The 19,752-nt window shown below is 71.9% G+C and carries 20 protein-coding genes; 1 reads left to right on the plus strand and 19 read right to left on the minus strand.

Annotated features, from left to right (window positions below; genetic code table 11):
- Nucleotides 1-21: 21 nt before the first annotated feature.
- From AB0B85_RS09235 to AB0B85_RS09290, 12 genes are all read right to left on the minus strand, one after another.
- Nucleotides 22-1,218 (minus strand): SIS domain-containing protein, encoded by a 1,197-nt coding sequence (locus tag AB0B85_RS09235; RefSeq protein WP_357405260.1) that lies wholly within the window; start codon nucleotides 1,216-1,218, stop codon nucleotides 22-24.
- Nucleotides 1,215-1,400 carry a Trm112 family protein gene (locus AB0B85_RS09240; RefSeq protein WP_357405262.1) on the minus strand — a complete coding sequence of 62 codons (186 nt, stop codon included), beginning with the start codon at nucleotides 1,398-1,400 and terminating at the stop codon, nucleotides 1,215-1,217. Before AB0B85_RS09240 ends, AB0B85_RS09235 begins: the two co-directional genes overlap by 4 nt.
- A gap of 61 nt (nucleotides 1,401-1,461) precedes the next feature.
- Nucleotides 1,462-2,847 carry a phosphomannomutase/phosphoglucomutase gene (locus AB0B85_RS09245; protein WP_357405264.1) on the minus strand — a complete coding sequence of 462 codons (1,386 nt, stop codon included), beginning with the start codon at nucleotides 2,845-2,847 and terminating at the stop codon, nucleotides 1,462-1,464.
- Nucleotides 2,848-2,916: 69 nt separating this feature from the next.
- On the minus strand, nucleotides 2,917-4,056 hold the full coding sequence (locus AB0B85_RS09250; RefSeq protein WP_357405266.1) for a hypothetical protein: 1,140 nt from the start codon (nucleotides 4,054-4,056) through the stop codon (nucleotides 2,917-2,919).
- Between the two features lie 210 nt (nucleotides 4,057-4,266).
- Nucleotides 4,267-4,932 carry an endonuclease V gene (locus AB0B85_RS09255; RefSeq protein WP_357405268.1) on the minus strand — a complete coding sequence of 222 codons (666 nt, stop codon included), beginning with the start codon at nucleotides 4,930-4,932 and terminating at the stop codon, nucleotides 4,267-4,269.
- Nucleotides 4,933-5,105: 173 nt separating this feature from the next.
- Nucleotides 5,106-5,399: a hypothetical protein gene (locus AB0B85_RS09260; RefSeq protein WP_357405270.1), complete on the minus strand. Its 294-nt coding sequence runs from the start codon at nucleotides 5,397-5,399 to the stop codon at nucleotides 5,106-5,108.
- Nucleotides 5,400-5,583: 184 nt separating this feature from the next.
- Nucleotides 5,584-5,925 (minus strand): hypothetical protein, encoded by a 342-nt coding sequence (locus AB0B85_RS09265; protein WP_357405272.1) that lies wholly within the window; start codon nucleotides 5,923-5,925, stop codon nucleotides 5,584-5,586.
- A 52-nt stretch (nucleotides 5,926-5,977) separates the two neighbouring features.
- Nucleotides 5,978-6,283 (minus strand): hypothetical protein, encoded by a 306-nt coding sequence (locus AB0B85_RS09270; protein WP_357405274.1) that lies wholly within the window; start codon nucleotides 6,281-6,283, stop codon nucleotides 5,978-5,980.
- Nucleotides 6,284-6,426: 143 nt separating this feature from the next.
- Nucleotides 6,427-6,744, minus strand: a complete 318-nt coding sequence (locus tag AB0B85_RS09275; protein ID WP_357405276.1) for a hypothetical protein — start codon at nucleotides 6,742-6,744, stop codon at nucleotides 6,427-6,429.
- Nucleotides 6,719-10,888, minus strand: a complete 4,170-nt coding sequence (locus tag AB0B85_RS09280; protein ID WP_357405278.1) for a toxin glutamine deamidase domain-containing protein — start codon at nucleotides 10,886-10,888, stop codon at nucleotides 6,719-6,721. The genes AB0B85_RS09275 and AB0B85_RS09280 overlap by 26 nt, the downstream gene beginning before the upstream one ends.
- 11 nt (nucleotides 10,889-10,899) lie before the next feature.
- Nucleotides 10,900-11,232 carry a hypothetical protein gene (locus AB0B85_RS09285; RefSeq protein ID WP_357405280.1) on the minus strand — a complete coding sequence of 111 codons (333 nt, stop codon included), beginning with the start codon at nucleotides 11,230-11,232 and terminating at the stop codon, nucleotides 10,900-10,902.
- Nucleotides 11,229-11,651 (minus strand): YbaB/EbfC family nucleoid-associated protein, encoded by a 423-nt coding sequence (locus AB0B85_RS09290; protein ID WP_357405282.1) that lies wholly within the window; start codon nucleotides 11,649-11,651, stop codon nucleotides 11,229-11,231. The genes AB0B85_RS09285 and AB0B85_RS09290 overlap by 4 nt, the downstream gene beginning before the upstream one ends.
- A gap of 80 nt (nucleotides 11,652-11,731) precedes the next feature.
- Between AB0B85_RS09290 and AB0B85_RS09295 the strand changes: the two genes are divergently transcribed.
- Nucleotides 11,732-12,973, plus strand: a complete 1,242-nt coding sequence (locus AB0B85_RS09295; protein WP_357405284.1) for an SUKH-3 domain-containing protein — start codon at nucleotides 11,732-11,734, stop codon at nucleotides 12,971-12,973.
- A 10-nt stretch (nucleotides 12,974-12,983) separates the two neighbouring features.
- Here AB0B85_RS09295 and AB0B85_RS09300 read toward each other — a convergent pair whose 3' ends face one another.
- The 7 genes from AB0B85_RS09300 to AB0B85_RS09330 form a co-directional block, all read right to left on the minus strand.
- Complete coding sequence (locus AB0B85_RS09300) at nucleotides 12,984-13,646, minus strand: hypothetical protein (RefSeq protein WP_357405286.1); 663 nt, start codon at nucleotides 13,644-13,646, stop codon at nucleotides 12,984-12,986.
- Nucleotides 13,647-13,702: 56 nt separating this feature from the next.
- Complete coding sequence (locus AB0B85_RS09305) at nucleotides 13,703-14,380, minus strand: M15 family metallopeptidase (protein ID WP_357405288.1); 678 nt, start codon at nucleotides 14,378-14,380, stop codon at nucleotides 13,703-13,705.
- On the minus strand, nucleotides 14,377-15,507 hold the full coding sequence (locus AB0B85_RS09310) for a D-alanine--D-alanine ligase family protein (protein ID WP_357405290.1): 1,131 nt from the start codon (nucleotides 15,505-15,507) through the stop codon (nucleotides 14,377-14,379). The genes AB0B85_RS09305 and AB0B85_RS09310 overlap by 4 nt, the downstream gene beginning before the upstream one ends.
- A complete protein-coding gene (locus AB0B85_RS09315) occupies nucleotides 15,504-16,517 on the minus strand; it encodes a pyridoxal-phosphate dependent enzyme (protein WP_357405292.1) in 1,014 nt (337 codons plus the stop codon). The genes AB0B85_RS09310 and AB0B85_RS09315 overlap by 4 nt, the downstream gene beginning before the upstream one ends.
- 72 nt (nucleotides 16,518-16,589) lie before the next feature.
- Entirely contained in the window at nucleotides 16,590-17,654 is a 1,065-nt protein-coding gene (locus AB0B85_RS09320; RefSeq protein ID WP_357405294.1) for a HAMP domain-containing sensor histidine kinase, read from the minus strand.
- Entirely contained in the window at nucleotides 17,651-18,316 is a 666-nt protein-coding gene (locus tag AB0B85_RS09325) for a response regulator transcription factor (RefSeq protein ID WP_357405296.1), read from the minus strand. Before AB0B85_RS09325 ends, AB0B85_RS09320 begins: the two co-directional genes overlap by 4 nt.
- A 386-nt stretch (nucleotides 18,317-18,702) precedes the next feature.
- Entirely contained in the window at nucleotides 18,703-19,554 is an 852-nt protein-coding gene (locus AB0B85_RS09330; protein ID WP_357405298.1) for a DUF559 domain-containing protein, read from the minus strand.
- Nucleotides 19,555-19,752: the final 198 nt, after the last annotated feature.

The raw sequence follows: 19,752 nt of genomic DNA on the forward strand, positions 1-19,752 counted from the left end.
CGCGCCGCCCCCTACGGTCGTTCACTGGTTCGACAGCTCCTTCATCTCGGTGATGGCCGGGACGGCCATCGGGTCCAGCCCGTGGGCCAGGGCAAGGTAGATCGAGGCGAAATCCGGGACCGCGACGAGCGAGGCCAACCGCTCCAGGGCGGAGCCGCCCTCGGCGGTCACCACGTCACACCGCACGCCGCGACGCTCGGCGAGGGTCTGCACCGCGTCCGCGCGGCGTTCCTCGACGGCGAGCGGCTCGTCGGTGTCGTCCTCGGCGTTGAGCCCGCCGTCGCGCAACAGCACGAGCCGCAGTCGGGTGCCCTCGCCGTCGTCCTCCGCCGGATCGGCGAAAATGTCCCGCTCGCCCTCGGCCAGGCCGCCGAAGACGCCGTCGAGCAGCCCGACCCGGCCTCGGCCGGCCTCGCCGAGCGCTCCGGTGACCACCGGGTAGCGGGCGTTGGCCGACAGGGTGTCGCCGAACCGGCGGGCCGCGACGGTGGCCAGCGGGGACGAACCCCAGACGATCGGGATCGAGCCGGCCAGGCCCAGGGCCAGCGACTTCGCCGGATTGACGAAGGACTCCGCGGCGGAGCGGCAGCGGTCGGCGTCGGCGTCGAGCCGGGCCGCGGTCTCCGCGAGATCCGCCTCGTTGACCTTTACCAGCCCGAGCGAACGGGCCGCGAGCAGGACCGGCACGGTGAGCGCCCAGAGGCTGGCTCGGGCCGGGGCACGCCGGGGCACCGGGATGAACGGCGCTCGGGCCTGCTCGGCGATCGACTGCAACTGCGAGTCGGGGGCACCCACGGCGACCAGCCGGGCACCGCGCCGGTGCGCCGCCTCGGCGGCACCGAGCGCCTCCGGGCTACGACCGGACGCGCTCACCGCGATCACCACGTCCGCCGCGCCCACCCAGCCGGGCACGCCCGCGCTGCGGTGCCCGATGATCGGCACCGGGCAGCGCGGCCCGGCGACCGTGGCCAGCACATCCCCGGTACGCCCCGCGGTGCCGATGCCGGCGATCACGACGGCACGTGGGCGCCCGTCGTCGGCGAGGACTGCCAGATTCGCCTCGGCGGCCAGGGCCGCGCTCTCGCGAACCTGCGCACCGGCCGACGCGGTGTGCCGGAGCATGCCGCCCGGGTCGTGCTCGGCCAGCGCCTCCGGGTTGTCGAGCAGCGCCTCGTCGGCGTCCCGACGACCACTCACCCCGGCCGTACCGTCGATCATGACGACTGCTCCGGGCCGCCGCGCGCCTCGTCCAACAGCAGCACCGGCACGTCGTCGCGGACCTCGAAGATCCGGCCGCACTGTGTGCAGGTGAGCGTCTGCGCCTCGGCGTCGTAGTCGAGCGGGGCGTGGTGCGTGTCCGGACAGGCGAGGATCTCGAGCAACTGCGGATCCAGGGCCATGGCACGGCTCCTTCCACGTGTGCGGCTTGACCGGTGGCGGTGCCGACCGGCGCAGGCGATCTTATCGGCGAACGCGGCCGAGCACGTCGTCCCGGAGCGAGACCATCCGCTCGCGGGTAGGCGCCTCGACGTTGAGCCGCAGCAGCGGCTCCGTGTTGGAGGCGCGCAGGTTGAACCAGGCGCCGTCGGGGAACCGCAGGGTGAGCCCGTCCATCTCGTCGGCCACCGCGTCGGGGTACGCGGCCCGCACCTCGGCCACCGCCGCCGCCTGGTCGGTCACCGTCGAGTTGATCTCCCCCGAGGCGATGTAGCGCTCGTACTCGCCGGCCAGCACGGACAGCGGCAGCGACTGCTCGCCCAGCGCGGCCAGGGTGTGCATCGCCGCGAGCATGCCGGTGTCGGCGAACCAGAAGTCGCGGAAGTAGTAGTGCGCTGAGTGCTCGCCGCCGAAGACGGCGTTGGTCCGGGCCATCTCCGCCTTGATGAAGGAGTGCCCGACCCGGGCGACCACCGGCTGCCCACCGTGCTCGCGGATGATCTCCGCGACCGCGCTGGAGGTGATCAGGCCGTGGATCACCGTGGAGCCCGGGTGCTTGGCCAGCTCACGGGCGGCGACGAGAGCGGTGATCGCCGACGGCGAGACCGGCTCGCCGCGTTCGTCCACCACGAAGCACCGGTCGGCGTCGCCGTCGAAGGCCAGCCCGATGTCGGCCCCGTGCTCGACAACCGCACGCTGGAGGTCGACCAGGTTCGCCGGATCGAGCGGGTTGGCCTCGTGGTTGGGGAAGCTGCCGTCCAACTCGAAGTAGAGCGGCACGATCTCCAGCGGCAGCGCCGACAGGGCGGCGTCACCCAGCACGGTCGGGACTGTGTAGCCACCCATCCCGTTGCCCGCATCGACGACGACCTTCAACGGCCGGATGCCCGAGAGGTCGACAAGCTTGCGCAGGTAACCGGCGTAGTCGGGCAGCAGGTCGCGCCGCTCGGCCGGCCGGTTCGGCGCACCGGCCGGGCGGGCTTCGCCCGAGTCGAGCAGCGCCTGGGCCCGCTCCCGGATCTCCGCCAGACCGCTCTCCTGGCCGATCGGGCGAGCGCCGGAACGGCACATCTTGATGCCGTTGTACTGGGCCGGGTTGTGGCTGGCGGTGAACATCGCGCCGGGCAGGTCGAGCGAGCCGGAGGCGAAGTACAGCAGGTCGGTGGAGGCGAGCCCGATCTCGATCACCGAGCGGCCCTCGGCCCGTACGCCGGCGGCGAACGCGGCGGCCAGGCCGGGCGAGGTGGCGCGCATGTCGTACCCGACGACCACCGCGTCGCCCGGCTCCTCGGTGGAGTTGAGCAGCTGGGTAAATGCGGCTCCGAGCGCCTCGGCTACCCGTTCGTCCCACTGGTCCGGCACCGTCCCTCGGACGTCGTACGCCTTCACAATCTGGGACAGATCAGACACGTGTTCCACTCCTTGGCCGCAGGTAGACACCGAGCCTGAGCCTAACGGAGGGTCCGGGTCGCGCCCCGCTCAGCCGGGGAGCCGGGGCATGATCACGGTGCGACCGCCATCGTCGGGGGGCGGATCCCCGGGCAGCTGTCGACCTTCTGGCGCACCCGGCAGCAGCTGCGTCGCCTCCGGCGGCCCACCGGCGGCGGGTCGGGCGCCATAGACGCCACCGGCGGGCGGCCGTGCGGGCGGCACGGCACCCGGACCGGCGGGCGGCACGGCACCCGGACCACCAGCGTGCGGCACGGCACCGGGACCGGCGACCGGGCGCGCTGGCGGCATGACACCCGGACCGGCGGGCGGCTGCTGGCCGTACACCTGGCCGGGGCGACCGGGCGCGGCCGGTGGCCCACCGCCGGCCCGGTAGGTGGTGCCACCGGGGTTGCCCGGCAGTGCGCTTGTCGGCTCGTCGGCCGGCCGGCGGTCCTGGCGCGAACGACGGAACAGCAGCACGATGAGCAGCAACCCGATCGCCACCATGACGACGCCGAAGATCATCACCGGCGACGTGCCGCCGGACGAGGTCGCGGCGACCGCCGAGGTGTCCGGCGCACCTGACGCGTCGCCGAGCGCCGCCGGAGTCACCGCGTCGTCGACGGCCGCGACGTCGGTCGGAGTCGGGGTGGGCGTCGCCTTCTTCGAGGGCGTCGGCGAGGGGGTGACCCGCGCGCCGGTCACCCTCGCCGTGTCGCTGCCCCGGCCGATCTCCAGACCGGCCGCGTTGAAGCCCGCGCCGATCACGACGAGCCGACCACCCGAGACACCCGCACCGAAGGTCACCCGGTACCGCACGGTGATGCCCTTGCCCTTGCACAGGGTCGGCTGCGCCGGCGACGTCTGCACGGTCCCCACGTTGCCGCCACCACCGCTCAGGCCTACCGGGGACCAGTGCCGGCCCGCGTTGACCTCGACCTTCACCTGGTTCGGCTGAAGACCCTGAAGGCTGAGAACCACAGCGGTACGCAGCAGGACGCAGCCGTCGGTGCGCTTGCGCACCGCCACGTTCACTCCCTGCGCGGAACCACCGGCGGCGAAGCTGCTGGCCGCACCCACCCGGACCGAGTCGTCGTCGGCCAGCGCGGGCGAGGCGCCGAGCATCACCAGCCCGCCCACCAGACCGCAGACCGCAGCGAGCCGTGCCGCGCGTCGACGCACCGTCATGATCAACCTGCCGTTCTCCCCGGGTGGGGTCCGCGGCCAGGCTACTACCGCCCCATCCGCCTCGCCGGTCATAGAGCGGTCCGGATGTGTGCCGCGTTACGGTTTACTCGCCGTGATCCACTCGACTTCCTCGCCGTGATCCACTCGACTTCATTGATGTCGGGTCACCCCACGACCTCGGATGCCGCGACATCACCAAACCCAACTCGATCAGCCGGCCTGCTCCGCGCGGGAGAGGGCGTCACGGCAGAGCCGGTCGGCGGTGCGGGTGCTCTCCGGTAGCCGGAACCGCGGGGCCAGCGCCAGCACCTGCGCTGTCGCGTTCTCCAGGCCCATCCGATGCCCGACGCTCACGAAGACCGGCTTCACACCGTCCTGGGTCCGGAGCACCCGACCGACGATGTCACCACCGTCGCGCAGCGGCGACCAGGCACCGCGCTCGGCCGTCGGCGGATCCCACGTCCCGACCAGCGGCGTCTTACCCACCCCGATCGCCGGCAGGCCGGTGACCACCCCGAGGTGGCAGGCCAGCCCGAACCGACGCGGATGCGCCAGCCCATGCCCGTCGCACACAAGCAGATCCGGGACCGTGGCCAGGCCGTCCAACGCGCTGAGCAGCGCGGGCAACTCACGGAAGGCGAACAACCCCGGCACATAGCCAAACGCCGGACGCCCCACACAGACCGCCGAGTCCACCACGACCAACGTTCGGGCATCCAGCACCGTCACGGCCGCCGCCAGCAGGTCACCGCCCTGGGAGTACGCGACGTCCAGGCCGGCCACCGTCGCGGGCGCGCTGGGCCCCGGCCCGACCAGGTCGACAAACGGCCGCAACTCCTCCTGTACGGCCACCGCCTCCGCCACGCTGCCCGGCACCGCCACATCACCCGGTGCCACTCCACCGCCCGGCGCCGAGGCCGCCGCTCGGCCTGGCCCCGCCACACCGCCGCCCGGCCCCGAGGCCGCCGCTCGCCATGATCCACTCGACTTCATTGAAGCCGGGCCGTCCCACGGCCTCAGATGCCCCGACATCATGAAACCCGAGTCGATCACTCTCGCCGCGAACCTTCGGCGCGAGCCACCGGGGCGTCGTCGGTCGAGGTGCCGCCCTGACCCGCGTCCGTAGCGCTGGCGTCCCGCCCCGGCGCCCCGTCAACCGGGTCGCCGCCGACCCGACTCCTGATCGCGCCGACGGCGAACGCGAACGCGACCCCGAAGGCGATGCCGAAGGCCACCCCACCCTTCGGACCGAACACGGGAATGCCAACAGCTACACCGATCAGGATGCCGACCGGCCACGCCCAGACGTTGGACTTGGTGCTCTTCATACCGGACCTCGCCATCCGTCGATCTTATTCGGCCCGGCCGACTTCCCGTCCGTCCCCTGCCTTCCACGACAGCGGCAACTACGTCCACTCAGCACGGCACAACTGGCTGCGACCAAGCTCGATCGATGGACCGAGCCGGTGGGCGCCACGGCAGGCCCGGCGAGTCCGGCGGCGCCGTTGAGCGGCTGCCCCAGCGCCGTCACTGGTCACCGGCTCCGCCTGCCCCTGTTGGATCACCTGGCAAACCGGCCGCGCCGTTCGCGAGCATCAACTCGAAGGCCGCCTCATCCGGCAGCCCCGGTGATCCCGTCACGATCGGGGCAATCTGCTCGGCTTTCGCCCGATCGATATTTTCGTAGCGGTCGACGTTGCGGTAGTCGTCCAGAAAGCGCACGACCAGGTTCGGATCGTAGGCCCACGACCCACGCCGGTGGTCCCAGAGCAGCGCCTGACCTTGACCCGCATCGAGCACAAACAACCCCACCGGCAATCGACTCTCATCGCTCCGCCAGACCGCGTAGTAGCTCAGTCTGCGATCCACCTGACGGCCGCCAATCCCGGGCATACACCCGAATCAGCTGCTCGAACCCGACCTATCGACGACGGGCGATCGACGCGACCTGTAGGCCCGCCGCTTCAGCCCTGGCCCGGACCACATCCAGCAGGTCCTGCACGTCCGAGTCACCCGAGTCCGCCGGCAGCTCGATGTTGAGGTGCCATCCCCGGCTATCCACGTCGCGCCAGAGCTCGATGGTCGCCGGCACCCCGGCGATCGTCCGGTTGGCTTCGCCGAACACCTCGTTCCAGTCGTCGCCGAGACGCCCCACCTCACGCAGGCCGAGCGCAGCCCGCAGACGACCCAAAGAGCTCCGGTCCACGTGCCCGCGCAGATCAATCACCCAACTAGCCGACATTCGCCTCGCCTACAAGAAAGTCCGGATCCCGGAACTCGCACAACCCCGGTTCCGGATCGATCGAGCCCGGTTAGCGCCAGCATCACCAGCGGCCGGGAGTGCGCCTACGCCCTCGCATGCACAGCCCATCACTGCTGACCGGACGACCGCTCGCCAGTGGCGTTGGCGCCAGACTCGAACATCGCTCGGATGCCGTCCTCGTCGGGCAGCGGGGCACCCCCGCTGACGGTCTCCGCCACTCTCTCGGCCGTGGCACGATCAACGGTTTCAAAGCGGTCGAAGTTTCGATAGTCGTTGACAAAGCGCATGACTAGAGCCGGATCGAAGGCCCAGGCTCCACTGCGGTGATCCCACAGGATGGCCTTGCCTGCGCCTACCTCCATGACGAAGAGTCCGGCTGGGCCCTCCACCCGCTCGTCGTTACGGTAAATCACGTAATACGTCAACAATCTCTTTCTCCAACTTGATGGCGACGTCCGCTGCTATCGGGAAATCGGAAGAACTCAACCCCAACTCATGCACCATCTGCGGGAAGGTGATCCCTTGACGATCGAGCCACGACCGATACTTCTGCCAGGCATCTCCGCTTTGGGCCAACCACTTCGCAAAGCTTGCGTCCTTAGTTGGGAAATGATCCTCCAACCCCGGCGGGATGCACTCCGACATCCGCCGCTCGCGGTTCGTGGCAAGCATTCGCAGATACGCCTGCACCTGCTCCTCAGACGTGGAGGTCACCCGGCGTAGGACCTCGTAGTCGCCATGAGTCTGCAGCCATGCTTCCCGCGAGGCGCGCGTGTGCAACTGCAACTCAACGAAGAACCCGTCGCGAGATCGAAGCGTGCAATTGAATCCGTAAAACTTGTTACCTTCCCGCCAAAAGTTCTTCAGGCCTGACTGTGGGATGGAGAAGCCAGCATCCGCGAGCCCCACGAGCACCAGTTGAACGCCCCGCCGGTAGTTCTCCCCGGAGGGCATCTCGAACAAGAACCGGAGGACATCGTTGACTGTACCCGCGAATTCTTCGACTCCGATGTGCAGACCCCGCGCCTCATCGACGAACTTGCGTGCCAGCGAATCCAGCTCTTTGACACGAAAGGCGCGGTTACGCAACCGCACCGGCTCGCTGAGCCCCATCGACTCTGTCACGTTCCGGCCAACCTGAGTCAGCGTCTCCTCGACTCGATCGGCGACCGCGAGCGCGCGATGACGAAGCTCCGTCAGAGTCGCCAACTCCCCTGCGGTGAGCTGCGCCAACCCGGCGGTTGGATCACCGAGCTCATTCGCGACGGCCGGATCACCCTCCGGCGGGTCCGGGTCCGGGTCCGGGTCCGGGTCCGGGTCCGAGGTCGGGGCCGGAGCTGAACCCGGACCGTCAAGCAGCAGATACATCCGGTTGATGTACGGGTCGCCGTGGCCGCCGTCGTCGTCCGTCGAAGGGTGGTCCGGCAGGTCGGGCCGCTCGCTGAACCGGCCACGGGGTAGCCCGCCGAGCGGCATCGGCCGGCCGTCCCCGCTCAGTACCAGCGCGTCGATGCCGACCACGTCGGGGTACAGCGGCCGGTCCCGGACCACGCCGTTCTGCGGGTCCACGTAGAGCACGGTGCCGTTCTGGTTGAGCGCCACCCACGCGTGCGAACCGCCGTGCGGCCACTCGGTGACCAGGAACGCGTAGCTGCCGTGACCGCCGAGCAGAAGCTGGTCGTGCAGGTTGCGGTAGCCCCGGTCGGCGGCCTGCCGTGCCTGCCCGGCGTACGGGTGTCGCCCGGACGGCGGGGCGAGGAGCTGCTGGAAGCGCCCGCCGGTCACGTCCTCCACCCGGCCCGGGCCGCCTGCCTCGCCACGGATCGGGCGGCGGATGTCCCCGTCCAGGTAGCCGTCGAAGGTACGCGGAGCCGACACCCGGGGTCGCCCGTGCACCCAGGTCTCGAACATCGACAGGGTGCAGTCCAGGCAGTTGATGCCCCGGGTGGCGTCGGCCCTGGGGCCTCCGTCGTTCAGCAGCCGGAACCAGCCGCCTCGACGGGGATCGGCGGTGCGCGTAACTGTGCCGTCCGGCTCGCGGGGCATCTGCCGTTCGACGTCGACCTGGTGCAGGGCGAGCGGCGGACGCAGTCCTCCCGGCCGCCCGTACGGCCGGGAGTCGTCGATCGGCGGGGGTGTGTCGTCGCCGGTGAGCCGGGACGGACCGGAGGTCTCCACCGCCCCGAGCGCGAGCGCGCCAACGTCCCGGTTCGCCTGCTCGAAGGCGCTGGCCTCGATGTCCACGACCGCCGGCGCCGTGCTGCCAACCAGCACCGCGTCCGCCAGGTCACGCCACTGGGCGTACGCGCGTGCCTCGTCGTTCGCGGCCCGCTGCCAGCCGTCGGCCCACTGCCGGTGACCAGCCTGGTGCAGTTGTCGCGCGTAGGTGGCGTACTCGACGGCCCGGCGATCGTGTTCGGCGGCCCGGCCGCGCAGTCGGGTGGCCTCGGCCTGTCGGCGATTGCGCTCGAACCCGCTCCGCTGTGTTTCGTAGTGGCCCTGGTAGCGCTGCCGCTCGGCGGCTTCCGCCGCGGCGGCCCACTGCGCGGCGTACCAGTCGATGGTCTCGGTGGTGGGCGTCGGCTCGCCGAACGCCACGACGTCGACGGGGACCGGGGCCCTGCCCCGGGCCGGGTGATCCGGCCCGCGCGGCGCCCGCGTCGGGGCGGGTGGTTGCCGCATCAGCGGGGTGGCGACGGTGACCGGCGGTGTCGGGCCGGTGGCTGTCGTCGACGCTGGCGTGCCGGTCGACGGCGACCAGGCGACCGGGCCGGCGGTGGTGGGGTGCGGCGAGGTGCCGGGGTGGCCCGGCGGGACGGCGGTGGCTGGGCCGCTTGTCGACCCGAAGGCCCCGACCACGGGCGCGGCCACTGCCGAGAGCCCGGAAGCCGGCACCGGCGAGGCCCCGGGCGCGGCCACTGCCGAAGGCCCGGAAGCCGGCACCGGCGAGGCCGCGGCCACTGCCGAGAGCCCTGGCGCAACCGTCGGCGGGCCCCCGGGCGCGATCCCCGACGGCAGCCCCGGCGCAATTGTCGGCGAGACCCCGGGAGCGGCCCCCGGCGAGACTCCGGGAACCGGCGCCGGCGGCTGCCGTGGATCGGCGGGCGGTGGCGGCAGCGTCGGATCGGCCACGACCGAGGAGGTGACGCCTGCCTCCTTCAGCAGAGGCCCGTCCGCGGATGGGACCGGCTCGGCCGGCTGTGGCGATCGGCCGGCGGTGTCCAGATCGGACAGTGGGCCTACCGACTGTGGCGTCGACAGGTGGGCGTCGGGGGCCGGCGGTGCCGCCGCCTGGGTCGCGCCACCGTTCGACAGCTCGGCGCGCGGCGGCGCCAGGTGGTCCGGTGGTGACATGGCGGCGGCCGGCATCGCCTGCACCGGGACGCCAGGCGCCGAGACGGTGTCACTCGAACCCGCCGGGTGTACGGCCAGTGCTGCCGGATCCGATCCGAGCCGACCCCCTCGCGAAGCCGCGTCGGCCGGGGCGGACAGGTCTCCGGCGACGGGTGCCACTGGTGGAAGGGAAGGACCGGCGAATGACGCCCCGGCGAGGGCGTTGGCCTGCGCGTCGAGCCGGGTGCGCAACGCGTGGTCGGTCTGCCCGGTGGCCGAACCGGTGGCCCCGGACGCGGCGGCGCGGGCCACGTCCTGCATGGAGGTGAGGCCCTGACCGGTGGCCAGGCTGGCGGCGCTCTCGGCGAGCACCTCGCCGGTCATCTCCCGCCCCAGGTGCTCCCCGACTCGCGCCACCCGCCCGGTCGCGTGCCGACCCAGACCGGCCAGCGGTGCCACCGCCCCGCCGGCGAGGCCACCTACCGCCGACGCGCCCAGGTCGGTCAGGTCCAGGCCGTGTGCCCGCCCTGTGGAGTTCTGGTACGCCTGGGTGGCCAGGGTGACCCCGGCCTCCTCGGCGGCTTCCTCAAGCCCTTCCCGGGTGGCCCGCCTGGTGAGACCGCGCACGCCACCCCGGGCAACCTCCTTGGCGGCCCGCTCGCCGGCCTCCTTGAGCCCGTGTTTGAGGGATTTGCTGGCGAGTTGCCCCATCAGCCGCTTGAAGATCTGTTGCACCACCAGCCGGGTGGCGGTGACCGCCGCGCCGGCCGCCGGGCTTGCCGCGCCGGCGGTGAGCACCGCCGCGACCGCCACCGAGAGCAGCTCGACGACCAGGATGCCCAGCTCGATCCAGACCTCCAGCTTGGCGCCCTCGATGTCGCAGCCGCACTCCTCGACCAGCCGGCCCAGGTCGGCGGTGACCGCGAGCAGCACGGGCAGCGGGGCGTCGACACCTTCGGCGATCCCCCGCCAGGCGGCCTCGAACGCCGCGTCGACCGCCCCGACACCGCCGTACCCGTCGTGCACCTCGGCGGCGGCCGCGGCGGCGTCGGCGTACGGGGCGGAGAGGACGCCGGCGACCGCGTACCACTTGTCGGCGACATCCCAGACGGCCCGCTCGTCGCCCTCCGGCCACTGCACACCGACCACCCAGTCGAGGGCCTCGTAGATCCAGCCCGGCACGTCCCAGGGTGCGTAATCAAGTGGGTGGGGAATCGGGCTCGGCAGCACACTCATCGCAGTCGCCGTCAGCGCTGGTCGGTGGCCCGGCCGAACCGGGCGGCGCTGTCCCCGTCGGTCTGCACGCTGGCGTCGACGGCCCGGACCACGTCGCTGCCCAGCTCGGTGAGCCGGTGACCGACGCCCGCCCAGGCCCGCAGCACCGTCTGCTCGAACCCGCGGTAGTTACGCTCGAAGGCGGCGCCGATGTCGTCGCGGCCCCACGGACGGGCGCCGCTGGCAGCCTCGATCGCACCCCCTTCGACCGCTCGACGGGCCGTCACCGCCTCGCCGGCGAGCGCCAGGTCGGCACCGCCGCGGCGGGTCCGCGACGGATCGAGCCAGAGCTGTCCGTCGGTCATGGCTGCCCCGCAGCCCTGCCGAGAACGGCGTCGGCACGGCCGAGCAGCGCGGCGTAATCCCCGGTGCGCAGGAAGTCCGGCGACCCGGAGCCGGCCGGCACGACCTCGGCGACAAGGTCGCGGGTGGCGTCGGCGGCGGCGGTCGCGGCAGCCCGGATGGTTTCGGTGATCTTCCGGCCGAGCGCCCCGGCGTCCCGCTCACGGTAGACGGCCGGCGTCAGCTCAACCTCGATCAACTGACCCTGGGCACCAACGGTGGCCGTCACCTGCCCGTCGGTGGACCGCCGGGTCACCCGCAGCTCGGCAAGGCGTGTCTGCAAGCTGTCCAAACTGGACCTGAGCTGCTGGTACTGCCCATACACGTCGTCAAATCGGGCCCGTAGCTCGCGGTTGGCGTGCCGGTCCACGTGGTCGCTCACCGCTGCCCCCTCCGTCACCGTCGGTAGACCCAGCACCATACCGGCCGCCATCGATCCGCGTAGTCCGGTAGTTTCAATGCGTGATCGACCGTCAACAGGCAGAGCAGCTCGCGGCCACCTGGGCCCGTCGCGACTCGCAACGCCTCGGCCACGAGTGCACCGCGATGGTCGACGAGTTCGACCTCGGCTTCGTCATCACGTCCGTCGTCCCCACCGAGGTGCGCACGGTCCCCGGTGACCTGCCGACGACTGTCATCGACAAGCAGACCGGCAAGGTCACCACCTGGCCGCGGGTGCCGAGCGATGTGGTGGCGGATCTGTACCGCCGCAGCCAGCCGGCCGAGCCGACCGCTCCCCGCACCGTCGACCCGGCGAGTCTGCTGGCCCGGGAGATCCATCGGATCGCCACCCCTAACACCACAGCGCACCTGACCCTCGAAGGCCGGATCTGGACGGCCCAGGGCACCAGGGCGGACGTTCCGCTGCACCACCATCCGCTGGTCCGCAGCTACCTCGACGAGTTGCCTCCGGGCGACCTGGTCCGCGGCGGCGAAGCCCACGCCGAGCTGATCGTGGTCTCCGACGTGTTGCACGAGTACGACCACCGCCGGGCCGCCGAGGGCATCGCGCCGATGGGTCGGGCCGATGCGGCAGCACTGCTTGCGGACGCCCGGTTCGAGATCTTCCGGGTCCGGGAGCCGGGTGACCCGGCTGGCGGCCCCGCCGACCTGCCGTGCGATTCGTGCATCACGTTCCTGGTGCGCGCCAACGTCCTGCCGGAGGCGGCTCGGGCGTACACCGAAACCTGGGTTGCCCCGGCGGAACCCGACCCTGATCCTGGCCGGTTCCCGGCGGAGGTCGCCAACGCGCTGGTCGCGGCGGGTTGGCGACCGCACATCGGGGACCAGATCATGGCTGCCGCCGCCGTGCGGGACGTCACAGCGGTGCGGGGGGCGACCCACCAGCATGCGGTCTTCCCCGCCGCCGTCGAGGCGCTCACCGCGTTTCCCAGCCTTGTCGGTGCCCGACGAGGTCCCGGCGAGCAGGTGTGGATCTCCCGTTTCGACATCCGCCCGCACACCATCGCGCACACCGCCGACACCCTCGCGGACTTCGGGGCGGTGCTCGGCGTACGGCTCTTCCCGATCGGCACCGAACGACAGGACAGCATCCTGGCGGTGGACGAGCGCGGCCGGGTCTTCGCCCTCGATCAGGCTGGCGACTGGTTTCTCGGCGACACCATCGACGCGGCGTTGACCACGCTGCTGCTCGGCCGTGCTCCCGCCCGGGTCCGCGCCGACGGCACCTGGCAGTCCGACTGAGGCGCCGGCCTCAGCGGATCACCTCGACCGTGTTGCGCCGGACCACGTTCTTGCCGGGTTCACGGATCTGGTCCATCGCGGCGGTGTTGAGCAGCACACAACTGCCCGACGGGCCGGTCACCGTCACCGTGGTCGCCCGGTTGTTGTCCAGGTTCGTCACCCGCAACCGGGTGCCCACCGGGAACTGCCCGCTGGTCGCCGCCGGTCCGGCCGCCTCCTCGAAGAAGGTGATCGCTCCCGAGCAGGCCGAACGGGGTGCCGCACCGGGCACGCCCGGCGACGCGGCACCGGGGCGGATCGTCCCGGGCGCGGGCGGCGCCGCAGCGTCCAACCGCTCCACGACGTTGCGGCGGATCACGTTCTTGCCCGGTTCCCGGACCAGTTCCATGGCAGCCGCGTTGAGCAGCACACAACTGCCCGACGGGCCGGTCACCGTCACCGTGGTCGCCCGGTTGTTGTCCAGGTTCGTCACCCGCAACCGCGTGCCCACCGGGAAGCGGTCACTGGTCGCGGCCGGCGCACCGCCCTCCGCCGAGAAGGTGACCGAGCCGGCGCAGGCCGTCGACCGGGCCGGGGCGGTGTCGGCGAAGCCGAAGTTGGTCCCCACCGCCACGCCCGCCGCGGCGAGCACCGCCACTGTCGCCGCCAGCACGTGCCTGCGCTGCACCCTCATCGACGTCACTCCCGTCCTCGGTGGTGTCTTCCCACCCTGGTACGGACGGGAGCGCCCTACCGTTCAGCAGGGACGGGCACCGATCGTGCGGCAGCCAGGTCCACCGGCCCGTACCTGGTCCGCGGCGCCCCGGTGATCAGCGCCCAGTAGCGGTCGCCGTACGACCAGTGCCACCACTCGGTCGGGTAGTTCACCATTCCCGCGCCGCCGAGAGCGTCCACCAGGATCTGCCGGTGCCGTCGGGCCGTGGCGGAGATCGTGGGCGCTGCGGTGAAACAGGCGTCGTCGCTGTCCTCCGGGGTCGCGTCGATGGCCGTGCCGAGGTCGAGCTCCACACCGTCGTCGGTGCACAGCGTCAGGTCCACCGCCCCGCCGGTGGTGTGGGGGGCCACCTCGACCGGCGAGACGAACTTGGTGGTCTCCCGGTGCAGACGCTGCGGGGACCAGTCCGGGTGCCGTCGGCGCAACTCGTCCCGGTAGCCGGTGAAGATGGCCAGCTGCGCCTGGTACGGCCGGTATCCCTCGACCACGAGCAGTCGCATCCCGGCCGGCAGGGCACGCTGCGCGGCGAGCAGGCGGTCCACGACCGCGGCGCGCAGCCGCGCGTACGCCCCGGCGGGGTCGGCCGCGCGGCCGTCGAGCCGCAGTTCCGGCAGCTTCCGCAGGTCCAGCAGGGGATCGCCGTCGTCGGCGCTGGGCACCGCCGCCACCCGGGGATCGGCGAGCAGGATCATCGGATGGTCCCCCCGGTGGTGGCGACCCGTTCCGCATGGCGGGTACGGGCCAACTCGACGAGCCGGTCCACCACCTCCCGGTAGCCGAGGCCGGCCGCCGCCCACACCTTCGGATACATCGAGTGCGCGGTGAATCCGGGCATTGTGTTCAGTTCGTTGACGTACAGCTCGCCGTTGCTCTCGTCGTAGAAGAAGTCGACCCGGGCCAGGCCCCAGCCACCGATCGCGGCGAACGCGCGCAGCGACAGGTCGCGGATCCGCGCTGTCACCTCGTCCGGCAGTACGGCGGGGACGATCATCGGGTCGGCGTCGCCGAAGTACTTCTGCTGGTAGTCGAACCACCCGCCGGCCACCTGCACCTCGCCCACCGCCGACGCCTCGGGGCGCCAGCCGCCGAGCACCGCGCACTCCAACTCCCGGCCGGCCACCCCCTGCTCGACAATGACGAGCTGGTCGTGGCGGAACGCCTCGGTCACGGCGGCGGCCAGGTCGTCGCCCTCCCCGACCCGGGAGATGCCGATCGAGGAACCCATGCTCGCCGGTTTCACGAAGAACGGCCGACGCAGCCCGAGGACCAGCTTCTCCGGGTCGCCGGCCGCCCGGTACGTGTGTGCGTCGAACGCGACGTACGGGGTGACGGGGATGCCCTCGGCGCGCAGCGCCCGCTTCATCGCCACCTTGTTCATACCCACCGCGGAGGCGAGGATGCCGCACCCGACGTACGGCACATTCAGTGACTCCAACAGCCCCTGCACCACACCGTCCTCGCCGAACGGGCCGTGCAGCACCGGGAAGACCACGTCCAGCTCGGCGTGCACCGCGCCGGGGGCGTTACCCGCGGACACCTGCACGACGCCGGGACGCGGACCGGCCCGCAGCTCGACGGCCGGTCCGGTCACCAGCAGCCGGTCGTCGATGGCGCGCTCGCCCGCCGGCCGGTCCCGCAACTCGGCGAGCAGCGCGTCGGGCATCAGCCGGAACCCGCCGCTGCGGGTGACGCCGACGGCGACAGTGCGGTAGCCGCCACCGCCGAGCGCCCGCGCCACCCCGAGCGCGGACGCGCAGGACACCTCGTGCTCCGCCGACGGTCCGCCGAACAGGATTCCGATCCGCGTGGGCGCGCTCATGCCGCCACCGTTTCCAGGCCCGGCAGCTCCGCGGGCGGCGGGACCAGCAGCCTGGCCACCAGCGCCGGCTCCACGTTCCCGCCGGTGAGCACCACCCCGATGGTTCGCCGCCGGCCGGTTTCGGGGGCGAGCCGGAGCGCGCCGGCAAGGCCGGCCGCCCCGGACGGCTCGGCGAGCACCTTCAGCTCCGTCAGGATCAGCCGGAACGCCGCCCCGATCTCGTCGTCGTCGACCCGGACGACTCCGCGCAGCACGTCCCGCACTATCGCGAACGGCAACTCGCCCACGCAGGACGGCCGCAGCCCGTCCGCGATGGTGGGCACCGACACGACCGGGACCCGCTCACCGGCCGCCAGGCTGCGGGCGAGCGAGTCACAGCCGACCGGTTCCACGCCGTACACCTCGATGCCCGTGCCGGCGGCGGCCAGGCAGGCGCCGGCGACCCCGCCACCACCACCCACGGGTACGACGAGCGCGTCCAACGGTGTGCCGGCGCGCTCGGCCTCCTCGATCAGTTCGAGGCTGGCGGTGCCCTGCCCGGCGATGACGTCCGGATGGTCGTACGCGTCGACGACCGGGTGACCGCTCTCGTCGTTGAAGCCGTTGGCCACCGCCACCCGCTCCGCCACGCTGGTGCCGGCGAAGACCACCCGCGCCCCCGCCGCGCGGGCCCGGTCGACCTTCGTCGGTGCCGCGTCGACAGGCAGCACCACCGTCGCCGCGATCCCGTGCTGCCGGGCTGCCAACGCCACCGCCACCGCGTGGTTGCCGGTGCTCTGCGCGATCACCCCGCGGTGGCCGGCGGCGGCGAGCCGACCAACCGCCCGCAGCGCGCCACGCATCTTGTACGAGCCGCCGTCCTGGAGGTTCTCCGCCTTGAGCAGGACGCGCGCCCCGGCCAGTCCGTCGATCACCGGGGACCGCAGCACCGGGGTGCGGACCACCCGGCCGGCGAGCCAGCGGGCGGCCTCCTCCACATCGGCCCGGACCGGGGCAACGGTGCGTGACATCGGTTTCTCCTTTCGGGCACACCACGGATCGGATCCGCCGGTACGCCGGACCCGGGAAACGGTGGTGCGGCGCTAGGTCACATTGGGTAGTTGGACGTCGACCCGTAGACCGCCGTGCTCGGCGGGCCGGGCCGCGATGATCCCGTCGTGTGCCTGGGTGATCGAGCGGGCGATGGCCAGGCCGAGACCGGCGCCTCCGCCCTGCGAGGTGCGGTCCCGGGCGAGCCGGCGGAACGGCTCGAAGAGACCGGCCACCGCCTCGGCCGGCACGGGCTGACCGGTGTTGACCACGGACAGCGCGGGCACGCCGCTCACCACGACGGTAAGCGAGCCGCCCTGCCGGTTGTACTTGATCCCGTTCTCCACCAGGTTGCTGACCAGGCGCTCCAACAGCACCCGCTCGCCGACGACGACCCGGGGCGTGAGGTGCGTGTCGACGGTTATCGCAGCCTCCCGGGCACGGTCCTGGTACCCGGCGAGCACCGCCTCGACGATCGCGTCGAGCCGCTGCGGTATCCGCGATCGCAGACCCTGGTCACTCTCGCTGAGCGCGAGCAGACCCTCGATCAGTCGTTCGTTGCGTTCGTTCGTCTCAAGCAGTTGGGCGGTCAGCAACTCCAACTGCTCACCGGTGAGCGGCCGAGCCATGCCGACCTCGATGAGTGTCCGCTGCACCGCCAGCGGGGTGCGCAGCTCGTGCGAGGCGTTCGCGGCGAACCGCCGCTGCCCCTCGTATCCGGCGGAGATGCGTTCCATCATCTCGTCGATCGCCCGGGCCAGCCGGGCCAGCTCGTCGCGCCCCCGGGGGCGGATCCGGTGGCCGAGGTTCTGCGGGCCGACGTGTCCGATCGGCCCGGCCAGGTCCCGGACCGGGCTCAGGCACCACGCCGCGCCGAACCAGAGCGCCACCAGGGCCGCCGCGGTCACGAGCAGTACGGCCACCAGGGGCAGCACGAACGCCCCCGGCCGCGCCTCGGCGCAGACCGTGCTGAGGCCGGGCAGGGGCACGTCGCAGAACTGCTGCCCCCAGGCCCAGGTCACCCCGGTCAGCCACTTGCCCATCGTCGGCAGCACCGGCCCGGCCAGCAGTGCCAGCAGGCCCACGAGCAGCACCCGACGGCGGGGCGTCCAGCTCACGCCGTACCGCCGATCCGGTAGCCGACCTTCGGAACGGTGTGGATGATCGTCGGATCACCGAGCTTCTTCCGGAGCGTCATCACGGTGACCCGTACCGCGTTTGTGAACGGGTCGGCGAACTCGTCCCAGGCCTGCTCCAGCAACTCCTCGGCGCTCACCACCTGCCCGTCGGCCCGCAGCAGCACGTGCAGCACCGCGAACTCCTTCGGGCTCAGGGTGAGCGGCCGGCCGTCCCGGGTGGCCACGTGCCGGCCCACGTCCAGGGTCAGGCCGTCCTGGCTGAGCACCGGTGGCAGCGCCGGGGTGGACCGTCGGCCGAGCGCCTGCACCCGGGCCACCAACTCGGCGAAGGCGAACGGCTTGGTCAGGTAGTCGTCCGCACCGAGCCCGAGCCCCTCCACCCGGTCGCGGATGCCGGCCGCCGCGGTGAGCAGCAACACCCGGGTGCCGACCTGGGAGTCGGCGATGCTGCGGCACACCTCGTCGCCGGTGTGCACGGGCATGTCCCGGTCCAGCACCGCGACGTCGTAGCGGTGCACCCCGATCCGCTCCAGCGCACCGCCGCCGTCGTAGCAGACGTCAACGGCCATCGACAGACGGCGCAGCCCTTCGGCCACCGTGTCCGCCAACAACCGCTCGTCGTCCGCCACCAGCACCCGCACGTCGTCTGCTCCCCCGAGTTCCGCTTGCCCGGCATACCGTCGCAGGCCCGGGTTAAGGGTTCTGTAAGCACCCGCAGCAGCCATCCTCCACGCGAGCGTCCGGCGGGCAAACCAGCAAGCACCCCGGACGCCGTCGACTTCGTACCGATCGCCAACCCCCTGCGCCATCCGTCCCAAACCCCCCAACGTGACCTACACCACCCCCGGCCACGCCCCGGCACCCCCGGCCGCGTCCCGCGTCCCGCACCCCCGGCCGCGTCGATCATGGAGTTGTGGTGGGCGCCAGCTCCAACTTTGCCCGTTTTATCGGGCACCACAAGTCCATGATCGACCGGTTGGAGAGCGGGGCGGGGGGCCTGGGGGTGGAGGGCGAGGCGGGGGTGGGTTTAGGGGTGGAGGAGGGGGAGCAGGGTTTTGATGATGTGGGTAGGGCGGCGGTAGAGGTCCAGGTCCGTGAAGTGGCGCATCTGCCAGCCGTTGGCGGCGAGCCAGTTCGATCGGAAACGATCGCGTCGGAGACGGGCGCGGTCCAGGTGGGACGAGCCGTCGTATTCGACACCGACACGGTGTTGCCGATAGCCAAGATCCAGGCGGTAGAGCGGTATCCCGTTGCCGTCCCGGACCCAGATCTGCGGTTCCGGCGGTGAAAGGCCGCCGTCGATCAGGACCAGTCGAAGCTGGCTCTCCTGACGGCACTCCGCACGAGGATCGGCACGTGGCACGAGATCGCGGGCCTGGCAGACCCCACGCAGACGTTTGTGGCGAGCGACCTCAACCAGCAGCTCCTCAGCCTGGCAAGCGCCTACGCGGAGGCAGAGGTCCAGCAGCGGAATCACCTCCATCCGACGCATCGATCGGGCCAAATCCACCGCACACCTGGCAGCGGGTGCGCACGGCACTCCAGCCAGCAGCACCGGATCGCGTACCGGCAGTACCGCCTCGTGGGCGACCACGCCCTGGATGTGCGGGACGTTTTCCCCAGCCGGGACGATCACATGCACCTCGTTGCTGCGGACGTCGCCGAAGCCATGCAGTTGCGCACCGGTGTGGAAACCGACGACGGCGGTGGCGGGCAGCCGTCGGAGAATCGCCGGGAGGTGTGTTGCCGGATCAGCCGACGGCGCGTAGATGCCCCGCGACACCCGGTGCAGGCGGGACAGCTCGGCAAACGTCCGGACCCGCTGCCGGCTGAAGCCGGCAGCGAGCAGCTCCGAATATCGATACAGGGGCTCTGCCATGCCGCAGAATCTGCGGCACCATGCGGCCACTCCTCGACCCCAACCCGGTGCCCTGTGGACAACTACCGGCCCTGTGCACAACCCCCAATCTCCCCCCGTCCGTGCTAGGCCGTGTCTTCAAAGGTTCACAGCCATTGGAGTAGCGCGGCGATGGTGACGGTGGCCTGGTACGAGGTCGCGGTCTTGTCGTAGCGGGTG

Origin of the sequence: Micromonospora sp. NPDC049044 (assembly GCF_040649215.1) — a bacterium.
GTDB lineage: Bacteria > Actinomycetota > Actinomycetes > Mycobacteriales > Micromonosporaceae > Micromonospora.

Bases quoted from the DNA above. Each gene is read 5' to 3' on its own strand.
- AB0B85_RS09235 (WP_357405260.1), bottom strand. From the start codon at position 1,218: ATGATCGACGGTACGGCCGGGGTGAGTGGTCGTCGGGACGCCGACGAG.
- AB0B85_RS09240 (WP_357405262.1), bottom strand. From the start codon at position 1,400: ATGGCCCTGGATCCGCAGTTGCTCGAGATCCTCGCCTGTCCGGACACG.
- AB0B85_RS09250 (WP_357405266.1), bottom strand. From the start codon at position 4,056: ATGACGGTGCGTCGACGCGCGGCACGGCTCGCTGCGGTCTGCGGTCTG.
- AB0B85_RS09260 (WP_357405270.1), bottom strand. From the start codon at position 5,399: ATGGCGAGGTCCGGTATGAAGAGCACCAAGTCCAACGTCTGGGCGTGG.
- AB0B85_RS09280 (WP_357405278.1), bottom strand. From the start codon at position 10,888: ATGAGTGTGCTGCCGAGCCCGATTCCCCACCCACTTGATTACGCACCC.
- AB0B85_RS09285 (WP_357405280.1), bottom strand. From the start codon at position 11,232: ATGACCGACGGACAGCTCTGGCTCGATCCGTCGCGGACCCGCCGCGGC.
- AB0B85_RS09300 (WP_357405286.1), bottom strand. From the start codon at position 13,646: ATGAGGGTGCAGCGCAGGCACGTGCTGGCGGCGACAGTGGCGGTGCTC.
- AB0B85_RS09305 (WP_357405288.1), bottom strand. From the start codon at position 14,380: ATGATCCTGCTCGCCGATCCCCGGGTGGCGGCGGTGCCCAGCGCCGAC.
- AB0B85_RS09310 (WP_357405290.1), bottom strand. From the start codon at position 15,507: ATGAGCGCGCCCACGCGGATCGGAATCCTGTTCGGCGGACCGTCGGCG.
- AB0B85_RS09315 (WP_357405292.1), bottom strand. From the start codon at position 16,517: ATGTCACGCACCGTTGCCCCGGTCCGGGCCGATGTGGAGGAGGCCGCC.
- AB0B85_RS09330 (WP_357405298.1), bottom strand. From the start codon at position 19,554: ATGGCAGAGCCCCTGTATCGATATTCGGAGCTGCTCGCTGCCGGCTTC.